Consider the following 18,601-nt stretch of genomic DNA (forward strand, 5'->3'; position numbering starts at 1 on the left):
CGCGGGTCCGGATGCCGGACACCTGCCGGGCCCTGGCCTGCACGAAATATTGCTCTGGTAAATACTTGCTCTATGCATCGTACTGGTACCCGGCAACCGTCGTACCGGCCGACGCCGGCGCAGGTCACCTGGCCGGTGACGGCATGAGCGCGAAGGTGTCACCCGCCGGCCGGCACCTCGGCGACTTCGCGGTCACCCCGCGCATGCTCCTCATCACCGCCTGGGCGCTGCCGGTCGGCGTGGTGTCCGCGCTTGCCGCGTGGGGTCTGCTGCACCTGATCGGCCTGGTCACGAACCTGGTGTTCTACCGGCGCGCCGCGACCGGCCTGGTCGCCCCGGGCCTGGTCCACCACGATCCGCTGCTCGTCCTGACCGCGCCGGTCGCCGGTGGCCTGGTGATCGGAATGATGGCCCGGTTCGGATCGGAGAAGATCCGTGGGCACGGCATGCCCGAGGCGATCGAGGCGATCCTCACCGGAGGCAGCAAGGTCTCGCCCCGGGTGGCGCTCCTCAAGCCGGTTTCGGCGGCGATCAGCATCGGCACCGGCGGACCGTTCGGCGCCGAAGGCCCGATCATCATGACCGGCGGTGCGATCGGATCCATTCTCGCCCAGGCGCTGCGGTTGTCCGCCGACGAGCGCAAGACGCTGCTGGTCGCCGGTGCGGCCGGCGGGATGGCCGCGACCTTCAACTCACCGCTGGCGGCCGTCCTGCTCGCCGTCGAACTGCTGCTTTTCGAGTGGCGGCCGCGCAGCTTCGTGCCGGTCGTGGCCTCGGTGTCCACCGCAACCGTCGCGCGGTGGGTGCTGCTGGGCGGCGCCGCCATCTTCCCGGTACCGGTGACCCAGCCCCATCTGTCCGGCTGGGTGGACGCGTTGTGCGTACTGTCCGGTGTGACCGGAGGCCTGTTGGCCGTGGCCGCCACCGCGCTGGTCTACCTCGCCGAGGACGCGTTCGCCCGGTTGCCGATCCACTGGATGTGGTGGCCCGCGATCGGCGGCCTGGCGATCGGCCTCGGTGGCCTGGTGGAGCCCCGCGCGCTGGGCGTCGGGTACGACGTCATCGACGAACTGCTGACCGGCCGTGCCGGGCTGGCACTGATCATCGGCATCCTCGTGGTCAAGACGCTGATGTGGTCGCTGTCGCTGGGCTCGGGTACCTCCGGCGGCGTCCTCGCGCCCATCTTCATGATCGGCGGTGCGCTCGGGGCGCTGGAGGGCCGGTGGCTGCCCACGGTCGCGCCTGGCTTCTGGGCCATGGCCGGCCTGGCCGCGGTCGTCGGCGGCGTCATGCGGTCGCCGCTGACCGGGGTGGTGTTCACCCTGGAGCTCACCCACGCCTGGGCCACCGCACCAGCCCTGCTCGTGGCGTCCACCACCGCGTACGCCCTGTCCGCGGTCATGCTGAAGCGGTCGATGCTGACCGAGAAGATCGCCCGTCGCGGCCTGCACCTGACGCGGGACTACACCACCGACCCGCTCGAGACGTTCTTCGTCGACGACGTGATGGCGACGAACGTACCGGTTCTCAACGGCCAGGACCACGTCGGCGACGTGGTGGCACGCCTGTCCCGTGCCGAGGAGGTCCATCCGCTGTACCCGGTCGCCGGGCCCGACGGTGGCCTCGTCGGCGTCGTGACGCACGGCGACCTCACCCGGCCCGCCGTCGCAGGGGAGCGCGCCGGCACGGTCGCCGATCTCATGTGCCCGGTCGGTGTGATGGCGCACCCCGACGACACGCTGCGCCACGTCGCCTACCTGTTCGCCGAGCACGGCACCACCCACGCTCCGGTGGTCGAGCGCGCCGCGCCACACCGCCCGACCGGCCTGGTATCGCTTCCGCACCTGCTGCGGGCCCGGTTGCACGACCTCACCGAGGAGCGCCACCGCCAACGGGTGCTGCCCGCCCCGCGCCACCCCGTCAGACGGTCGCGTGCGGGCGGTCGCGGCCCGGGTCGCCGCCCGTCGGAGCGCACGAACGCGGGCCGTTGACAGCGGCACGATGAGTGGTGATCGCGTGCGGTACCGTGCCGGGGTGGAGCAACGTATCAGCCTGGTCACCCTCGGGGTCACCGACATCGCGCGGGCCCGGACCTTCTACGAGCGGCTCGGCTGGCGCGGCCAGGAGGTCGAGGAGACGGTGTTCTTCCAGACCGGGGGCATCGGGTTCGTGCTGTGGGGACGGGACAAGCTCGCCGCCGACGCGGGCGTCGAAGCCGGTGACAGCGGCGGATTCGGCGGCGTCAGCCTGGCCCACAATGTCCGGTCGCAGAGCGAGGTCGACGAGGTGCTGGCCGCCGCGGCGGACGCCGGAGCGCGGATAACCCGGCCCGTGCGGGTGACGTTCTACGGCGGTTACGCCGGCTGTTTCGCCGATCCGGACGGCCACGTCTGGGAGATCGCCTACAACCCCGGCTTCCCGCTCGGCCGGGACGGTTCGATCACGATTCCCGACTTCGGCGCGGCCTAGCGCCACCGGGGGGCGTGACGACAGGGCTCACTCCTCGATGGCGCCGCCGACCCGCCGCAGGTGCTGCCGGAAGGTGTACGACGGGTCGGTGGCGCGCCGCGCCAGATAGTCGTCGAACGCCGTCTGCGCGCGCAGCGTCCGGCCCGCCCGGATCCGGCTGGCCTGCTCGCGCTCGGTCTGCCAGATCTCGTGCGCCGTCGCGAGCACCCGTTCGGCGTGCCCGGCGGCGACGAACAGCACGCCGTCGTCGTCGCCGAAGACGACATCGTCGCCGCTGACGAGATGTGGGCCGAACCGCGCGGTGGAGAGGGCGTCGGGTTCCCGCTCGTCGAGCCGTACCGGGCCGGGCGGGTAGCTGCCGTAGCTGAACACCGGCAGTCCGATCTCGACCAGTTCCGGGGTGTCCCGGTGCAGCCCCCACACCACCAGCCCGGCCAGCCCCGCCGCCACGGCCTCGAGTACGGCCAGATCTCCGACGCACGCCTCGTCGGAGCGCCCGCCGTTGTCGATGACCAGCACGTCACCGGGTGCGGCCCGGTGGAACGCCTCGAGGAACACGTCGACGCTGCCGTAGTGCCGTACGGGAAGCGCACGCCCCGCGATCCGCTGTCCGGAGACGACGGCGCCGATGCCGGGCGGCGCGGCGCGCAGCGGCACGGCGCAGCGCAGACAGGCGTCGGCCACGAGCGGCGTGGACAGGTCGGTGAAAGCCTTCAGCACGGCATTCTCCCTTCGCGGGGCCGGCGCCGGTGCCGGCGGCGCGCAGGCGCGGCGGTGCCGTGATCCTACCGACGGCGGCGGCCCGTACCAGGGGTTCGCGCGGGATGACCGGTGGCTCAGCCGGTGGGCAGCGCCTGGGTGACCAGGGGCGCCAACCACTGGCACGGGCCGGGCGGGTCGCCGGAGACGCGGCGTACCTCCTGGGCGTAGCTGGCGTCGTAGTGGCCGCTCCCGTCGCCGTCGAAGTAGGCGTGCGACTCGTAGGCGACCCTGCCCAACGGGTCGTCGACCCAGGCGCGCGGATGCATCTGACCCCACGCGCCGGGGCCCATCGGCAGGTACCCGCTGATGGTGACGGTCGTGGTGGCGCCGGTGCGGCGGATCGCGTCGACCGACTGCTGTGCCGCCCGCTCCCAGATCAGCGCGCCCGCGCGCCCGCTCGCCGCCAGGTGGGTCGGTTCGTTGAGGATGCCGAGCGCGGCGACGGCCGGCGCGTCGGCGACGGCCCGCGCCATCCGCCGCCAGAAGTCGGCCAGGGCGGTGGTGGGTAGCTGGCGCGAGCCGAGCACCAGGTGACGGACCTGGCCGTACCGGCCGCCGCCCTCGGCGAACTCCCCGTAGCCGTGCAGGTCGACGACCACGTCCAGACCCGCCTGGTGGGCGTACCCGAGCGCCGCCCGTAACCGGGTGACCTCGTCGGTCGACAGCGGCCCGAACGGCCTCGGCTGCAGACGTTCCCAGGTCACGGCCAGGCGTACCAGTCGGACCCCGCGGGCGGCGAGATCCGCGTAGGTCGGTGCGGTCTCGTAGCCGTAGTCCAGACCGTACCGTCCGGGGTTGCCCCCGCCGTATGCGGAGTTGAAGTCGGCGGCGGCGAAGGACCCCGCCGCGAGGTTGACACCGCGCAGATACCGGCTGGTGCTGGGGTGTCGCTCCAGGACGGCCGCCTGCGGGCCGGGGACGTTCACCTCGTGCGGGCCGGGGCCCGACCGGTAGATCGCCATCGGATAGTCCGGCGGCCACGAACCGGCTGCCCAGGCCGTCACCGGCAGGCCGATGCGGTCGGCGGCGGTGTACCAGGTGTCGGCGAGCGCGTTCCACTCCGCGCTGTCCCGGCTGGACGGCCACCCGACCTCGCCGATGAAGCCGGACGCGTTGTTGCGCCGCAGCCACCCGGCGAAGTTCGCCAGGCCGGCCACGGCTTTCGCCTGCAGCGCGTCGCTCGTGCACACCACCCGGTCGGGCGGCAGGGGCACCAGCGCGACGATGACCAGCACGGCCAGCACCGTGAGCGCGATCGCCACGTGCGCGATCGCCACGTGTACGACCGACCCGGCCAGGCGCCGTCCACGTTCGCCGCGCAGGCCGCGGGGCGCCCGCACGTACCGTCGCACCGCCGGACGGACCCGGCCGGACCACCGTCGTGGCACGTCGCCGCTACGCCGCCGGTCCGGTCGTCGGCCGGCCTGTCGTCCCTGCCAATGCCTGCCCCTCCGGTCGCGGCCCGAGAGCGGTGCGGCTACCCGGCGTCGCGTCGGGCAAACGCCGCCGGCCGGCCGGGAGCGTCAGTCGTCGCCGGTGACCTGTGCCGCCGCGCCCGACTCGACCAGGCCGGCGACGTCGGCGACGCCCCACTCACGCAGGACCTCGTACGTGTGCTGGCCCGGTACCGGCGGGGGCGTGCCGAGCGCGGTGGGGGTCGCGGAGAACCGCGGCGCCGGCGCGGGCTGCGGCAGCCCGTCGCGTTCCAGGATGGAGCCACGGGCTGTGACGTGCGGATGGCGCGCGGCCTCGTGCAGGCTCAGCACCGGCGCCACGCAGGCGTCGGAGTCGGCGAACACCTGGGCCCACTCGGCCTGGGTCCGGCCGGCGAAGGCGGCCGCGATCCGCGCGCGCAGCGCGGGCCAGCCGCTCCGGTCGTACTGTTTGCGGGGGTCCTCGTCGAGCCCGAGCGCGGCGAGGAGTTCGGCGTAGAACTTCGGCTCGAGCGCGCCGACCGCCATGTACCGGCCGTCGGCGGTTTCGTACACGGAGTAGAAGGGCGCGCCGCCGTCCAGCAGGTTGACGCCGCGCTCGTCCGCCCAGGCGCCGGTGGCGAGCAGCGTGTGCGTGCCGGCCAGGAGGTGCGACACGCCGTCGACGATCGCGGCGTCGACGACCTGGCCGCGTCCGGTGCGGTCGGCCTCCCGCAGCGCGGCGAGCACCCCGATCACGAGGTACGTGCCGCCCCCGCCGAAGTCTCCGAGCAGGTTCAGCGGGATCTGTGGCGGCCCGCCGGCCGCGCCGATCGCGTGCAGCGCGCCGGTCAGCGCGATGAAGTCGACGTCGTGGCCGGCCCGCTGGGCCAGGGGCCCGTCCTGGCCCCATCCGGTCATCCGGCCGTACACCAGCCGGGGATTGCGGGCCTGACACGCCTCAGGCCCCAGCCCCAGCCGCTCGGCCACACCCGGGCGGTACCCCTCGATCAGCACGTCGGCCCGGGCCACCATGGTCAGGACGGCCTCCACCGCCGCCGGGTACTTCAGGTCGAGCAGGACCGACCGCTTGCCCCGGTTGAGCACGTCGAGGTGCTCGACCCCGGTGAAGAACCCGCTGCCTCCCGGCCGGTCGACCCGTACGACCTCGGCACCCAGGTCAGCCAGCATCATCCCGGCGAACGGGCCCGGCCCGATCCCGGCGAGCTCCAGCACCCTGACTCCGGACAGTGGACCGCTGTTCATCGGGGAATTATCCAATCGCCGATCGGCTCACCGACCGCCGGCCACGTCCAGGATGGTGCCGGTCGTGTACGAGGCCGCCTCGGACAGCAGCCACACGACGGCTTCGGCGACCTCCTCGGGGCGCCCGCCGCGCCCCAGCGGAAGCTGGCCGGCGAGCCGGGCCACCCGCCCGGGCTCGCCGCCGCTGGCGTGGATCTCGGTGTCGATGAAGCCCGGACGCACCGCGTTCACCCGGATCCCCTCCGCGGCGACCTCCAGGGCCAGGCCACGGGTGAGGGTGTCGACGGCGCCCTTCGAAGCCGCGTAGTCGATGTACTCGCCCGGCGAGCCGATCCGGGCGGCGGCCGAGGAGACGTTGACGATGGCGCCGCCCGCGCCGCCGTACCGGGTGGACATCCGCAGGACGGCCTGCCTCGCGGTCAGAAAGCAGCCGACGACGTTGGTCTGGAGGACCCGCAGCAGGCGATGCTCGTCCATCTCGTCGAGCCGGCACTGTCGTTCCAGCACTCCGGCGTTGTTCACCAGGGCGGTGACGCCGCCGAGCTCGGTGTCCACCGTGGCGAACAGCCGCTCGACGTCCTCGGCGCGGCCGACGTCAGCCGGTACGGCGATCGCGGTGCCACCGTCGTCCGTGATCGCTTCCACCACCCGCTCCGCGGCGCCCGCGTCGCGGTGGTAGTTCACGCAGACGCGGTAGCCGCGCCGGGCGGCCAGCCGGGCCGTCGCCGCGCCGATACCCCGACCACCGCCCGTGATGACAACGACCCTGTCCATGCACGGTTGTCTACCGGATCTTCGGGAGTTTGGCACCGTATCCGATGTCATACTCCCCGGGATCGGAGATTCGTTCACTTCTTGAGGGCGACGTTACCGAAGACCAGGTCGCACCTGCCGTGACCGCCCACGGCGTGCATCTGCAGGCGTATGCGCAGCTTTCCGGTCACTTTCTGGGTGAAGGGGTACTGGTCGCCGAATGCGAACTGCTTGCCGAACACTTCATCGTTGTCGATGAGAACCTGACCGTAGAGCTGGCAGTCGCTGGAGGAGTTCGAAGACATGCCGATGGTCGCGGTCAGGGTCGTATAGTGCGGGTCGATGTTGTATTCGACCCATGTCTCGTGTCCGAAATTGGCGCAGCGGTTTGCCGCGAGTGGGCCGTCGGCGCACAGGCTGACCGAGTTCTTGTAGGGCTGGTTCCGAATGCTCGCGTCACCCATGACCATCGTGTCTCCGCTGGAGTTGACGTAGTCAATCGTGGATAGGTATTCGGGGTTGGGGGGCGCGTGCGAAATTTGTGGCCCCAGGCCCGGATCGTCGGTGACCTGGATAGCGACGGAGGAGCGCTGGCCCTGCTCCGGTCGCGGTGACGGGGTGCGGGACGGAGTGGCGGGCGGGGCCGGATCCGGTGCGGTCATCGGGGTTTGCGCCGTGCTGCCCTCGCCGCTGCCTTCGCCGCTCGGAGGTGAAGATGTTTTGTCCGAGTACTCCTTGTACGCCGTTCCGACGACATAGAGCACGAGCGAGATGGCGAATATCGCCGCCAGCCCTCTTGTGGTGACCTTGGCCGGCTGGGGAAGCAGGCCTCCGACGAAACCGAGCAGTACGCTCAAGAGGGCGAGCCCGGCGGCAATAAGGACGCTTTGCGTCACTAACTCCTCCTTGGCCCGCTGGGTGAGCACGGTGGCGTCTGGGAGCCGCGTCGGTTGGCCGGCTGCGATGGAGCGAATGTCAGGGTAGCGGCTCGTGTCGATCTCTGTACATGCCGTTGGGGAGCGCGGGCGGTCGAGGTAGCCGGATCGCAGGCCGAGGCTGGGCAGCGTGCCGCCGGCCGTCCCGGGAGATCTGTACCGCCCGCCGTTTGAGTCCAGACCACCGGGGCAGCCGGACGGCATGGACCGTATGGACCGTATGGACCATGCAGACCATGGGGCATCCGGCGCCGACGGCCCGGCGTGCGCCGCGGACCTGACACACCGCATCCTCGCGCGGGTCCCGGTCGGGATGGGGCCGGAGGCGGTCGTGGTCGACCCGGTCGGCGGGTGCGCGTTCGTGGCGTGTTCGCGCAGCAACGGGGTCACCGCCGTGGACCTGGAGCGCGCCATGGTGCGGTGGCGGGCGGAGACCGGCCGCGAGCCCATCCCACTGATCCACGACGCGCCGACCGGGCGGCTGTTCAGCGCCGACGCGCGGTCGGACACCGTGACGGTCCTGCGCGCCGACACCGGTGAGCGGCTCGCCCAGGTACGGGTGGGGGAGTACCCGTCCGGGCTCGGCTACCACCCGGGGCTGCGGCGGGTGTACTCGGGCGACACCGCCGCCGGCACGGTCAGCGTGCTCGATGTGGACCGGATGGAGCTGGTCGGCACGGTCCCGGCGGAGCTCGGCGCGGGGAGCATCGCCGTCGACGTGACGCGCGGCCGCGCCTACGTCGCCAACTTCATGTCGGCGTCGGTCACCGTCTTCGACGCGCAGACGCTGCAGCCACTGGGCCTGCTGCCGGCGGGCAACGGTCCGTGCAAGGTGGTGGTCAACCCGGTGGCCGACCACCTGTACGTGGCGAACTCGTTGCAGGGCACCGTCATGCGGATCTCCCTGGCTACCGGGGAGGCCATCGACGAGCTGCCGGTGGAGCGGGCCCCGGTCGGGCTGTGCGTGTCGCCGGACGGCCGCTGGATCTACGTCTGCAATCGGGGCGCCGGCACGGTGAGTGTGCTCGACGCGGCCAGCGGCCGGGAGTCGCACCGCATCCAGGTGGAGCAGGCACCCGGGGACTGCGCGGTCGATCCGCGTACCGGCCGGCTGCTCGTGTCGAACGCCGGCGCGGGGACGCTGACCATCGTGGACCGGCCGTGGCTGTCGGGACCGGCCCCGGCAGCCACGCACCCCCTGGTCGGCCGGCCGCTGCCCGCGTTCGCACTGCCCGACGCGCACACCGGGCAGGTGCGTACGACCCGGGAGTGGGCCGAGAAGAAGTACGTCATCAACTTCTTCGCCAGTTGGTGAGGACCGTGCAACGCGGAGGCGCCGGTCATCGAGGGGCTGCGCCTGCGTACCGCCCGGTCCGGGCTGGACATCATCAGCATCAACGTGTGGGAGAGCGTGGACGCGGCGACCGAGGCCCGCAACTTCGCCGGGATCTGGGGCATCGACGGGCCGGTCCTGCTCGACGAGACCGGCGAGTACGCGGCGGCGCTGGGGATCCGGGGCGTGCCGACGAACGTGCTCGTCGACGCGCACGGCATCGTACGGGGCGTGGGGCTGACCGCGCCGCAGGAGCTTGACGAGGCGGTGGACGCGCTGCTGGCCGAGGAGTGAGGTGTCCGCGGCGACCCCGCCCGCGCCGCCGCGCGACCGGGCGGGGCCGGCGACGGTTCACGACCGCGCGGCCGTGTGCGGCGGCGCCGAGCAGTTGAGGTTGCTGAGGTTCTTGTGAGCCAGTTGCAGGTGCTGGCGGAGCACCGGCACCTGGCTGGCGGCGAACTGGCGCACCTGGGCGTTGCTCGCCCGCTTCGCCACGATCGCGTACATGTGCAGGTCGAGCACGTGCATCGGGTACATGGCCGGCGCGTACGAGCAGTCGAACGGCCCGCCGCGCACGCTCGACCAGATCTTGAGCAGGTTCTGCTCATCGGCGCCGGGCGCCGACGGTGCGGTGATTCCGAAGGAGCTGTCGAGGTGCTGCAGCGCCTGGGCCTGCTTGGTGTGGTCGGTGACCATCCGCTGGCCGAACGACCGCACCGCGGCACTGGCGGCCCGGTTGGCGGCGAGGTGGCCGGCCGCGATCTCGAACTGTGCGTCGCGGCTGGCCTCGGTCAGGAACATCCGCTCATGGCTGTTCAGCGGGCCGCTCGGCGACGGTCCGCCGGGCGACGGCGTCTGCGCGGGTGCGGCGAGGGCGGCGGCCGGTAACGACGTCACCGCCGCGCACACCGCGGCCACCATGCCGGTGGCGAGTCGTACTCGCATGGCAAACCTCCGGTGGATCTGTTGTTCTACCCGAGGTCGGCACTACCCGGTAAACCCGCCGGTGACCGTACTCGCGCGATTTGCTTGACGGCTTCGCGTGAGGTGTCCGTCGCGAATGGAGCCGCGTTTGCCGGATCCGGCACGGGGTAGCGCCGTTGGCGGCGACGGACGGGGCGATTGAGATCATGAGCGGGGTTCAGACCGGTACCGTACGCACGAACGTCCCCGCCCGCCTCGATCGGCTGCCCTGGTCGAGATGGCACTGGCTGATCGTGATCGGCCTGGGTACGGTGTGGATCCTCGACGGCCTCGAGGTCACGATCGTCGGCAACCTGTCGGGCCAGCTTGCCAGGCCGGGTAGCGGCCTGCCCATCACCCAGAGCCAGGTGACCGGGCTGGGCGCCGCGGTGTACGTGCTCGGCGCGTGCGTCGGTGCGCTGTTCTTCGGCTGGCTGACCGACCGGTACGGCCGCAAGAAACTATTCATGATCACGCTGGGCGTGTACCTGTTCGCGACGGCGATGACCGCCGCGTCGTTCGCCCCGTGGTGGTTCCTGCTGTTCCGGCTCCTGACCGGCTTCGGTATCGGCGGGGAGTACGCCGCCATCAACTCCGCCATCGACGAGCTGATCCCGGCGCGCCACCGGGGCCGGATCGACATCGTCATCAACGGCACCTTCTGGCTGGGCGCGGCGCTCGGCGCGCTGATCACCATCCCGCTGCTGACGCTGCTGCCCACCGGCATCGGCTGGCGCCTCGCCTTCGCCCTCGGCGTCGTCCTCGGGGTGGCGATCCTGCTGGTCCGCCGCAACGTGCCGGAGAGCCCGCGCTGGCTGTTCATCCACGGCCGCGGTCGCGAGGCCGAGGCGCTGGTCGCCGGGATCGAGGCCGAGGTGGAAAGGGACACCGGCGCGCCGCTGGGCGGCGCCGAGCACTACCTGACGATCCGCCAGCGCCGCAGCATCGGGTTCGCCACCATAGCCAGGACGCTCGTCCGCAGGTATCCGCGGCGCACCGTGCTGGGCCTGGCGCTGTTCGTCGGGCAGGCGTTCCTGTACAACGCGGTCACCTTCGGGTACGCCCAGATCCTCCAGACGTTCTTCGGCGTGCCGCCGGGGCGCACCGGCTACTTCTACGTCGCCATCGCGGTCGGCAACCTGCTCGGACCGCTGCTGCTGGGGCGGTTCTTCGACACCGTCGGCCGCAAGCCGATGATCACCGGCACGTATCTGACCTCGGGGATCCTCCTGCTGGTCACGGCCTACCTGTTCCACGCGGGCCGGCTCGACGCGGTGACCATGACCGCCTGCTGGTGCGCGGTGCTGTTCGCCGCGTCCGCCGGCGCCAGCTCGGCCTACCTGACCGTGAGCGAGGTGTTCCCGATGGAGACCCGGGCGCTGGCGATCGCGTTCTTCTACGCCATCGGCACCGCAGCGGGAGGCATCAGTGGGCCGCTGGTCTTCGCCCGCCTGGTGGGCTCCGGCCGGGTCGACGACGCCGTCGTCGCGTTCGTCATCGGCGCGTCGCTGATGATCGTGGCGGGCATCGTCGAGGCGTTCCTGGGCGTCCGGGCCGAGCGCAAGGGGCTGGAGAGCATCGCGACGCCGTTGACCGCCGAGGAGGCCGAGCGGCACGGTCCGGGTTCGGCGCGGCCGGCGACGGCCTGACCCGCGAAGCGCCTCAAGCGGGGAGGTCCTCCCGGCGGGCGGCCGGCTCACGGCGCTGGAAGAGCGCGATCAGGTACCCGAGCGAGGGGAAGAGGATGACGGCGCCGGCCGCGATGACGATCAGGACCGGGTCGAGCACGGTGCTCGGCGCGGCGACCCGCGCGTAGTACGCGTCGGGCGGCAGCATGTACGGGTACTGCGCGACCGCCCAGCCCCACATCACGGCGGCGACGGCGACGGCGGCGCCGACCCGGACCAGGACGTACCGGCGGACCACGAGCAGCCCCATCGACGCCAGCCCGGCCACCGCGGACACGATCGCCACCGGCAGGGCCCGGTGGGTGAGCCCGTGGAACAGCCCCGGGGCGTCGAAGTACAGCACCGGGATCCCGGCCAGGACGACCACGCCGACAACCGCCCCGGTGATCATGGCCCGGTGCCGGAACACCTCGGCCAGCTCCGGGCGGCCGAGCCGCACGGCGTCGTGGCACAGGTACATCGCGGCCAGGTAGGCGCAGGTGCCGATGGCCAGGATGCCACCGAGGAACGAGGTCGGGTTGACCCAACTGGTGACGACGTCGCCGCGGGCCAGCCCGAGCGGCACCCGGCCGGACGCGATGCCGCCCGCGACGGTGCCCAGGAAGAACGGAGTGAGCACCGACGACAGCGCGAAGACCCCGCCGAACAGCCGCTGCTGCCACAGCGCCATGACCGCCTTGCGGAAGGCGAACGCCGCGCCGCGGCCGATGATGCCGATGGCCGCCAGGGTCAGCGGGATGTAGAGCGTGGACATCACGGAGGCGAACACCGGCGGGAAGGTGGTCCACAGCAGCGTCACCACGAAGATCAGCCAGACGTGGTTGGCCTCCCAGATCGGACCGATCACCTCTTCGATCAGTTCCCGCTGCGGGAGGCCGCGGCGGGGATTGCCGGCGAGCAGGTCCCAGACCCCGGCACCGAAGTCGGCGCCGGCCATCAGCGCGTAGAGGGTCAGCCCGATCCACAGGATGGCCAGTGTGCCCTGGGCGGCGTTCATCGCCGGGCCGCGCCCCGCTCGGACGGCACACCGTGCTCCTGCGGCGCGACGTCGGCGCCGCGGCGGGCCAGTCGGCGCAGCACGTACACCGACGCGATGGTCAGCACCACGTACACGACACCGACGATGATCAGCCCGCCGTACAGCCCGGGGGCGGGGTTGGCAGCGTCGCTCGTGCGCAGGTACCCGTAGACCACCCAGGGCTGGCGGCCGACCTCGGTCACCACCCAGCCGGCCTCCAGCGCGACCACCGCGGCGGCACCCGCGATCGAGGCCAGCCACAGGAACCACCGCACCCTGGGCAGGTCCCGCAGCCGCCACCACGAGATGAGCAGCCACAGCCCGAGCAGCAGCAGCCCGGTCCCGATCCCGACCATGGTGTCGAAGGCCAGGTGCACGATCGTGACGGGCGGGCGGTCGGCCGGCGGGAACCGGTCCAGGCCGATGACGACCGTGTCCGGGCTCTCGCCAACCAGGATCGACAGCATGTTGGGGATCGCGACCGCGTACAGCATCTCCCCGTTGTGGTAGACCCCGCCGACGTGCAGCGGCACATGCGAGCCGGTCCGGTACAGCCCTTCCAGCGCGGCGAGCTTGGCCGGCTGGTAGTGGGCCAGGAACCGGGCGGCCCAGTCGCCGACGACGAGCTGGAACGGGGTGACGATCGCCGCGAACGTGAACGGCACCAGGAAGCCCAGCCGGTGGTAGCGGTCGCCGCGACCGCGGACCAGGCCGACCGCGTACACCGACGCGGTGAGGAACCCGGCCACCATGAACGCCGCCAGGATCATGTGGACGGTCTGCGGCGGCGTGGCCGGGTTGAACATGGCCCGCCACGGGTCGACGTGGGTGATCCGGCCGTTCACCAGGTCGAACCCGCGCGGCTGGTTCATCCACGCGTTCGCGCAGACCACGAAGAACGCCGAGGCCACGCCGGACACAAAGACGGGTACGGCGGTCAGGAGGTGCGCCCGCGGCGACAGCCGGTCCCAGCCGTACAGGTAGATACCGACGAAGATCGCCTCGGTGAAGAAGGCGAACCCCTCCAGCGCGAACGGCAGCCCGAACACGTGCCCCCAGCTACCCATCAGCCGCGGCCACAGCAGCCCCATCTCGAAGCTGAGGATCGTGCCGGAGACCGCCCCGATGGCGAACAGCACGCCCATCGCCTTCGCCCAGCGGTGGGCCAGCTCGGTGTAGGTGCCGTCGCCGGTGCGGATGCCGCGCCACTCCATGAACGCGGTCAGGCCGGGCAGCCCGACCCCCAGACAGGCGAGGATGATGTGCCACCCCAACGACAGGGCCATCTGCGACCGGGCGGCGACCACGTCCAGCGGGCTCGCCGGGCCCGACAACCAGAGGCCGGGCAGCGGCGCGCCGGCCGTTGGCGCCGTCATGGGGATTGACCTCCCCCGCGACGGCCGCACCAAACGCCGGGCGGCGCTGACGGCCGCCAAGTGGTTTTCCGGCCGGTCCACGGGTAAGGGCCGCCGGGGCGGCCGGGAACCGGGTACCCGCCGGCCGCGAAGCGAAGGGACCGTCATGATCGACCACTCCGTCCTCGATCTGTCGGTCCGTCGCGGTGACGGTCCGCCCCCGGAGCGGGTGCTCGTGGTGTCGGCCGACATCGGGGGCGGGCACGACGCGACCGGGCGGGCGCTGGTCGAGCAGGTCGAGCAGGCGTGGCCGGCGGCCCGGCTGCGGTGGGTGGACACCCTCGACGTGGTGGGTCCGCGCCTGGGCGAGGTGTGCCGCCGCACGTACGTGTTCAACGTCGAGCGCACCCCGTGGCTGTACGACTTCTTCTTCGCGTCGCTGTGGCGGCACCGCTGGTTCGCGAGCGCCTCGAAGCGCCTCGTCGGCGCGTTCGTCGGCCGCCGGCTCGCGCCGCTGGTCGTCGGGTACCGGCCCGACCTGATCCTGTCGACGTTCCCGCCCGGCACCGCCGGCCTGGCCTGGCTGCGCCGCAAGGGCCGGCTGTCCGCGCCGATCGGCGCCTGGGTGTCGGACTTCTCGCCACACCCCTTCTGGATCTATCCGGAGATCGACCGGAACTTCGTCGCCGACCCGCGCGCGGTACCGGTGGCGCTCGCCGCGTCACCCGGTGCGCCGGTCGCCGCGTGCGCCCTGCCGGTGGCGGCGCGGTTCCACCCGGGCGACCGCGCCGCGGCGCGCGGCGTCACCGGACTGGCGCACGACCGGCTGGTCGTCCTGGTCGCCTGCGGTTCGTACGGGTTCGGCGCCGTCGAGGAAGCCGTGCGGGCGGTGCTGACGGCCGGCGACGCCGTGCAGGTCGTGGCGGCGTGCGGGCGCAACGAGGAGCTACGGCGGCGGCTGGCCGCGCTGGGCGAGCCGCCCCGACGGCTGCTGCGGCTCGGCTGGGTCGACACCATGCCGTCGCTGCTGCGCGCCGCCGATCTCGTCGTCACCAACGCCGGCGGCGCCACCGCGCTGGAGGCGGTGGCGACCCGCCGGGAGGTCGTGATGTACCGGCCGATCGCGGGGCACGGCGCGGCGAACGCGGCGCTGATGACGATGGCCGGCCTGGCCGAGACCTGCGACAGCCCCGCTCAGCTCGCGGCGCTCGTACGATCGATGCTTCCCGACTCCGACCGGGAGAACAGCCGGCCGCGGTGAACGGCGCCACCCTCACCTTCGTCATCGGAGTGCCGACCGCGCTCATGTCGGCCGCCAGCTTCGCGGCCTCCGGGTTTCTCCAGCACCGCGCCACGCACGAGGTACCCGCCCGGGCCACCGGTAGCCCGCGGCTGCTGCTGGATCTGCTCGGCCATCCGCTGTGGCGCTGGTCGATCGGGCTGGCGATCCTGGGCTTCGCGCTCCAGGTGATCGCCCTTCGGTACGCGCCGCTCATCCTGGTCCAGCCGCTGCTGGTGACCGGGGTGCTCTGGTTCGTGGTGTTCGCGGCGGCCAGCTACCGCGTACGGCCCGACCGGACGCTCGTCACCGGCATCCTGCTGTGCCTGTCGGGGCTGTCCGCCTTCCTGGTGCTGGCCCACCCGTCGCGGGCGAGCGGGCGGCGGGGGTTCGGCGGTCTCTGGTCGGCGCTGCCGCTGGCGCTCGGGCTGGCCGTCACCGTCGCGATCTGTCTGACGCTGGCCGCCACCGTCGCGCGCCGGTGGCGCGCGCTGCCGCTGTCGCTGGCGACCGGCGTCTGCTACGGGGTCACCGCGAGCCTCGTCCGTAGCCTGCAGAACGACGCGGGCGGCGGTCCGGCCGGCGTGTTCGCGCGCTGGCAGCTGTACGCGCTGATCCTGCTCGGTCCGGTGGGTGTCCTGCTCAACCAGAACTCGTACCAGGCCGGCCGGATCGGCGCACCGGCCCTGACCGTCATCACCGTCACCGACCCGCTGGTGTCGCTGGCCGCCGGCGTCGTGTGGCTGGGGGAGTCGATCCGTACGGGCGTCTGGTACGTGACCGGCGAGGCGCTCGCCCTGTTCGCGGTGACCGGCGGGGTGCTGTTGCTGGCCTGGCGCGCCTCGTCCGGCCGGGTTAACCCGTTGGCGGTGCCCGCACCGCCCGACGGGCGAGGTGTCCAACGTCGTGCCGCCGGGTAGCCGGCACACATGGTCTACGCCATGGCCGTCTGCGCCGCGGCGCTCATCGGCATCGGTACCGCGATCCAGCAGCGCGCGGCCGCCCGCGCCCCGTCGGGGACGGAGCTGCACTGGCGGCTGCTGGGGTACCTGGTCCACCAACGGCTGTGGCTGTCCGGCATCGGCGTCGCGGTGTGCGGAAACGTCCTCGCCGGTATCGCGCTCGGCTTCGGCGGCGTCGCCCTGGTGGAGCCGCTCACGGTCACCGGGCTGCTGTTCGCGCTGCCCGTCGCGGCCGCCTGGAGCCGCTACCGGATCGGCCGGCGCGAATGGTCGGGCGCGCTGGCCGTGGTCTTCGGGTTGATCGCGTTCCTGCTCGCGGGAGAGCCGAGTCCGGGCCGCCGGCCGGACGCGCCCGCGTGGCAGTGGGCGCTCGCCGCGGCGGCGATCGGGACGATCACGGCGAGCCTGGTCCATCTGGCCCGGCGGCTGCGCCCGCAGCACGAGGCGGCGGTCCTCGGCCTCGGCGCCGGCATGCTCTTCGGCCTGCAGGCCGCACTGACCAGTACCGCCATGCGACGGCTGTTCAACCACGGGCTGCTGGCGCTGCTGGTGTCCTGGACGCCGTACGCGCTCGTGGCGGTCGCCGTGGTCGGCATGCTACTGGCACAGAGCGCGTACAAGCTCGCCCCGCTGCCGGTGTCCTACCCGCCGGTCGCGGCCGCCGAGCCGATCGCCGGCATCGCCATCGGGATCGGGGTGCTGGAAGGTTCCCTGCGGATCGCGCCGCTGGCGCTCGCCGTCGAGATCCTGGCGTTGGCGGTGATGACCGCCGGCGTCTACATCCTCGCCGCCACCCGCCTGGTCGAGGCGCACCACCGTCCGCACCACGTACCCCGCCCTCATCTCCGCTCCCACCTACCACCAGCGGGCCGGTGACGACCTTCGCCAGCCGGGCCGGTGACGGCGCGGGCCGGACCGTCATGAGAGTCGGCGGTCACTCCGGATCCGGTGCGGCGGTCGGGGCGCGGTCGGCGGTCGCGGCCCGCTCCGCGGCCTGCTTGTCGGGCAGGTAGCTGCGCCGCGCCCGGAGCATGATCAGGCCGTTGGCGACGAGCGGCAGCAGCATGATCAGAAAAGTGTCGCGCAGGCCGGCGGCCTTGCTGGTCCCGCCCGGTCCGGCCAGCCAGTCGGCGATCAGCCCGAAGCACACCGGGGCGACCGCCTCCGCGGCCAGCCGCAGCACCGTACGCGCGCTCTCGGCGCGCCCCCACAGCCACGGCGTGACGATGTCGAGCCGGGCCGCGTCCAGCGGCGGGTTCGCCGCGCCCAGCATCGCCGCCCCCACCACGAAGAACGGCAGCGCCACCGGCACCGACGTGGTCAGCAGACCGGGCGCGAACAGCACCGCCGTCAGCGTGTACGTCACGGCCGGCACCGTGACCCTCGCCTTGGGGCGGCCGTGCCTCAGCATGCGGTCGGCGAACCGGCCGCCGAGCACCGCACCGACGATCGCACCCGCTCCCACCGCCACGACCAGGGCGGTCATCTGGTGCGTGGAGACGCCGAACCACCCCTCGACGAAGACCACGACGAACGTACGCAGGCCGGCGAAGAAGAAGTAGCCGATCGACGAGGCGACGATGAGGATCCGGATCGTACGGATGCGCAGGATGTAGGCGAAGGCCCGCCAGATCGACCGCCACCCCTGCAGCACCGCGCCGGGGCCGCCCTCGCCCGCCAGGGCGAACGGGTTGCCGCGTAGCCGCACGGGCGTCGCGTGCGGGATCTCGGCGGCGCCGGGCGGTACCCGGCTCGCCCCGCCGCGGGCGGGCTCGGGCAGCCACCGGTGCACGGCGGCGGCCAGCGCGATGCCCAGCAGTCCCAGCAGCCAGAATCCGTACCGCCACCCCAGCGCGACGCCGATGTTCCCGCCGGCGATCAGCCCGATGCCGGCGCCGATCATCTCGCCGGTCAGGATCCAGCCGTACACCTTGGCCCGCTCGCCGACCGGGATGAGGTCGCCGATCAGCGAGGCGAGCAGCGGGCCGCCGGCCGCGATGACGGCGCCGAGCGCCAGCCGCGACAGCAGCAGCCACAGGTACGACTGCGCCGCCCCGCCGACCAGCAGCGCGGCGCTCCACAACACGATCGTGTAGATCAGCAGCCGTACCCGCGCGACCTGGTCGGCCAGCGCGCCCATCGGGATGGTGGCGAGCGCCCCGATCCCGGACGACACCGTGGCGAGCAGGCCCAGCCCGGCCTGGCTGATGCGGAACGCCGACTCCAGCTCCCGGGCGAGCGCGCCGACCATGCCCGTGTCGGCCGTGCCCAGGGCCAGGACGGCGGCCAGGATCAGGACGACCCGGGTCCGCGCCGGTCCGTTGAAGACCGACTCCGCCCGGCGGCGCAGGGCTGACAGCAAGCTCATCCGTGGTGACCCGGTGTGCGCAAACCTGTGCCCGCCGG

At 72.6% G+C, this 18,601-nt stretch carries 16 protein-coding genes and 1 pseudogene; 8 read left to right on the plus strand and 9 right to left on the minus strand.

Going from position 1 to position 18,601, the window contains the following annotated elements; all coding sequences use genetic code 11:
• Positions 1 to 65: 65 nt before the first annotated feature.
• Positions 66 to 1,991 carry a chloride channel protein gene (locus tag HC031_RS15815; RefSeq protein WP_205862805.1) on the plus strand — a complete coding sequence of 642 codons (1,926 nt, stop codon included), beginning with the start codon at positions 66 to 68 and terminating at the stop codon, positions 1,989 to 1,991.
• A 43-nt stretch (positions 1,992 to 2,034) separates the two neighbouring features.
• On the plus strand, positions 2,035 to 2,469 hold the full coding sequence (locus tag HC031_RS15820; protein WP_167926083.1) for a VOC family protein: 435 nt from the start codon (positions 2,035 to 2,037) through the stop codon (positions 2,467 to 2,469).
• Between the two features lie 27 nt (positions 2,470 to 2,496).
• Here HC031_RS15820 and HC031_RS15825 read toward each other — a convergent pair whose 3' ends face one another.
• The 5 genes from HC031_RS15825 to HC031_RS15845 form a co-directional block, all read right to left on the minus strand.
• Positions 2,497 to 3,189: an RraA family protein gene (locus HC031_RS15825; RefSeq protein WP_167926084.1), complete on the minus strand. Its 693-nt coding sequence runs from the start codon at positions 3,187 to 3,189 to the stop codon at positions 2,497 to 2,499.
• Positions 3,190 to 3,305: 116 nt separating this feature from the next.
• Positions 3,306 to 4,583, minus strand: a complete 1,278-nt coding sequence (locus tag HC031_RS15830; RefSeq protein ID WP_167926085.1) for a cellulase family glycosylhydrolase — start codon at positions 4,581 to 4,583, stop codon at positions 3,306 to 3,308.
• A 171-nt stretch (positions 4,584 to 4,754) separates the two neighbouring features.
• Positions 4,755 to 5,909 (minus strand): CaiB/BaiF CoA transferase family protein, encoded by a 1,155-nt coding sequence (locus HC031_RS15835; protein ID WP_167926086.1) that lies wholly within the window; start codon positions 5,907 to 5,909, stop codon positions 4,755 to 4,757.
• Positions 5,910 to 5,936: 27 nt separating this feature from the next.
• Positions 5,937 to 6,683, minus strand: coding sequence for an SDR family oxidoreductase (locus tag HC031_RS15840; RefSeq protein ID WP_167926087.1), 747 nt, complete (start codon positions 6,681 to 6,683; stop codon positions 5,937 to 5,939).
• Positions 6,684 to 6,757: 74 nt separating this feature from the next.
• Entirely contained in the window at positions 6,758 to 7,558 is an 801-nt protein-coding gene (locus HC031_RS15845; RefSeq protein WP_167926088.1) for an NPCBM/NEW2 domain-containing protein, read from the minus strand.
• A 259-nt stretch (positions 7,559 to 7,817) separates the two neighbouring features.
• On the opposite strand from HC031_RS15845, the gene HC031_RS15850 reads away from it, so the two are divergent.
• Both HC031_RS15850 and HC031_RS15855 read left to right on the plus strand, forming a co-directional pair.
• Positions 7,818 to 8,912, plus strand: coding sequence for a beta-propeller fold lactonase family protein (locus HC031_RS15850; protein WP_167926089.1), 1,095 nt, complete (start codon positions 7,818 to 7,820; stop codon positions 8,910 to 8,912).
• A gap of 12 nt (positions 8,913 to 8,924) precedes the next feature.
• Positions 8,925 to 9,224 (plus strand): annotated as a pseudogene (locus HC031_RS15855) (TlpA family protein disulfide reductase); the annotation flags it as partial.
• A gap of 57 nt (positions 9,225 to 9,281) precedes the next feature.
• Here the strand turns inward: HC031_RS15855 and HC031_RS15860 are convergent.
• A complete protein-coding gene (locus tag HC031_RS15860) occupies positions 9,282 to 9,875 on the minus strand; it encodes a DUF4142 domain-containing protein (protein WP_167926090.1) in 594 nt (197 codons plus the stop codon).
• A 185-nt stretch (positions 9,876 to 10,060) separates the two neighbouring features.
• On the opposite strand from HC031_RS15860, the gene HC031_RS15865 reads away from it, so the two are divergent.
• Positions 10,061 to 11,542: an MFS transporter gene (locus HC031_RS15865; protein WP_167926091.1), complete on the plus strand. Its 1,482-nt coding sequence runs from the start codon at positions 10,061 to 10,063 to the stop codon at positions 11,540 to 11,542.
• A 13-nt stretch (positions 11,543 to 11,555) separates the two neighbouring features.
• On the opposite strand, the gene HC031_RS15870 is transcribed toward HC031_RS15865, so the two are convergent.
• Positions 11,556 to 12,578: a cytochrome d ubiquinol oxidase subunit II gene (locus HC031_RS15870; RefSeq protein ID WP_167926092.1), complete on the minus strand. Its 1,023-nt coding sequence runs from the start codon at positions 12,576 to 12,578 to the stop codon at positions 11,556 to 11,558.
• The gene (locus tag HC031_RS15875; RefSeq protein ID WP_167926093.1) at positions 12,575 to 13,975 is read right to left on the minus strand and encodes a cytochrome ubiquinol oxidase subunit I; all 1,401 of its coding nucleotides are present in this window, start codon (positions 13,973 to 13,975) and stop codon (positions 12,575 to 12,577) included. The genes HC031_RS15870 and HC031_RS15875 overlap by 4 nt, the downstream gene beginning before the upstream one ends.
• Here HC031_RS15875 and HC031_RS15880 point away from each other — a divergent pair.
• From HC031_RS15880 to HC031_RS15890, 3 genes are read left to right on the plus strand one after another with little or no spacing between them, the layout of a single operon-like run.
• Positions 13,974 to 15,215 (plus strand): MGDG synthase family glycosyltransferase, encoded by a 1,242-nt coding sequence (locus HC031_RS15880; RefSeq protein ID WP_167926094.1) that lies wholly within the window; start codon positions 13,974 to 13,976, stop codon positions 15,213 to 15,215. The genes HC031_RS15875 and HC031_RS15880 overlap by 2 nt on opposite strands.
• Positions 15,212 to 16,153, plus strand: coding sequence for a DMT family transporter (locus HC031_RS15885; RefSeq protein WP_167926095.1), 942 nt, complete (start codon positions 15,212 to 15,214; stop codon positions 16,151 to 16,153). The genes HC031_RS15880 and HC031_RS15885 overlap by 4 nt, the downstream gene beginning before the upstream one ends.
• Before the next feature lie 9 nt (positions 16,154 to 16,162).
• The gene (locus HC031_RS15890; RefSeq protein ID WP_167926096.1) at positions 16,163 to 17,071 is read left to right on the plus strand and encodes a DMT family transporter; all 909 of its coding nucleotides are present in this window, start codon (positions 16,163 to 16,165) and stop codon (positions 17,069 to 17,071) included.
• A gap of 58 nt (positions 17,072 to 17,129) precedes the next feature.
• On the opposite strand, the gene HC031_RS15895 is transcribed toward HC031_RS15890, so the two are convergent.
• Positions 17,130 to 18,563 carry an MFS transporter gene (locus tag HC031_RS15895; protein ID WP_167926097.1) on the minus strand — a complete coding sequence of 478 codons (1,434 nt, stop codon included), beginning with the start codon at positions 18,561 to 18,563 and terminating at the stop codon, positions 17,130 to 17,132.
• Positions 18,564 to 18,601: the final 38 nt, after the last annotated feature.

Origin of the sequence: Planosporangium thailandense, assembly GCF_011947195.1 — a bacterium.
In the GTDB taxonomy this organism is placed as follows: Bacteria; Actinomycetota; Actinomycetes; order Mycobacteriales; family Micromonosporaceae; genus Planosporangium; species Planosporangium thailandense.

Coding starts and splice junctions, on each gene's coding strand:
- HC031_RS15835 (WP_167926086.1), bottom strand. CDS start 5,909: ATGAACAGCGGTCCACTGTCCGGAGTCAGGGTGCTGGAGCTCGCCGGG.
- HC031_RS15840 (WP_167926087.1), bottom strand. CDS start 6,683: ATGGACAGGGTCGTTGTCATCACGGGCGGTGGTCGGGGTATCGGCGCG.
- HC031_RS15850 (WP_167926089.1), top strand. CDS start 7,818: ATGGACCATGCAGACCATGGGGCATCCGGCGCCGACGGCCCGGCGTGC.
- HC031_RS15860 (WP_167926090.1), bottom strand. CDS start 9,875: ATGCGAGTACGACTCGCCACCGGCATGGTGGCCGCGGTGTGCGCGGCG.
- HC031_RS15865 (WP_167926091.1), top strand. CDS start 10,061: ATGAGCGGGGTTCAGACCGGTACCGTACGCACGAACGTCCCCGCCCGC.
- HC031_RS15870 (WP_167926092.1), bottom strand. CDS start 12,578: ATGAACGCCGCCCAGGGCACACTGGCCATCCTGTGGATCGGGCTGACC.
- HC031_RS15880 (WP_167926094.1), top strand. CDS start 13,974: ATGGGGATTGACCTCCCCCGCGACGGCCGCACCAAACGCCGGGCGGCG.
- HC031_RS15875 (WP_167926093.1), bottom strand. CDS start 13,975: ATGACGGCGCCAACGGCCGGCGCGCCGCTGCCCGGCCTCTGGTTGTCG.
- HC031_RS15890 (WP_167926096.1), top strand. CDS start 16,163: ATGGTCTACGCCATGGCCGTCTGCGCCGCGGCGCTCATCGGCATCGGT.
- HC031_RS15895 (WP_167926097.1), bottom strand. CDS start 18,563: ATGAGCTTGCTGTCAGCCCTGCGCCGCCGGGCGGAGTCGGTCTTCAAC.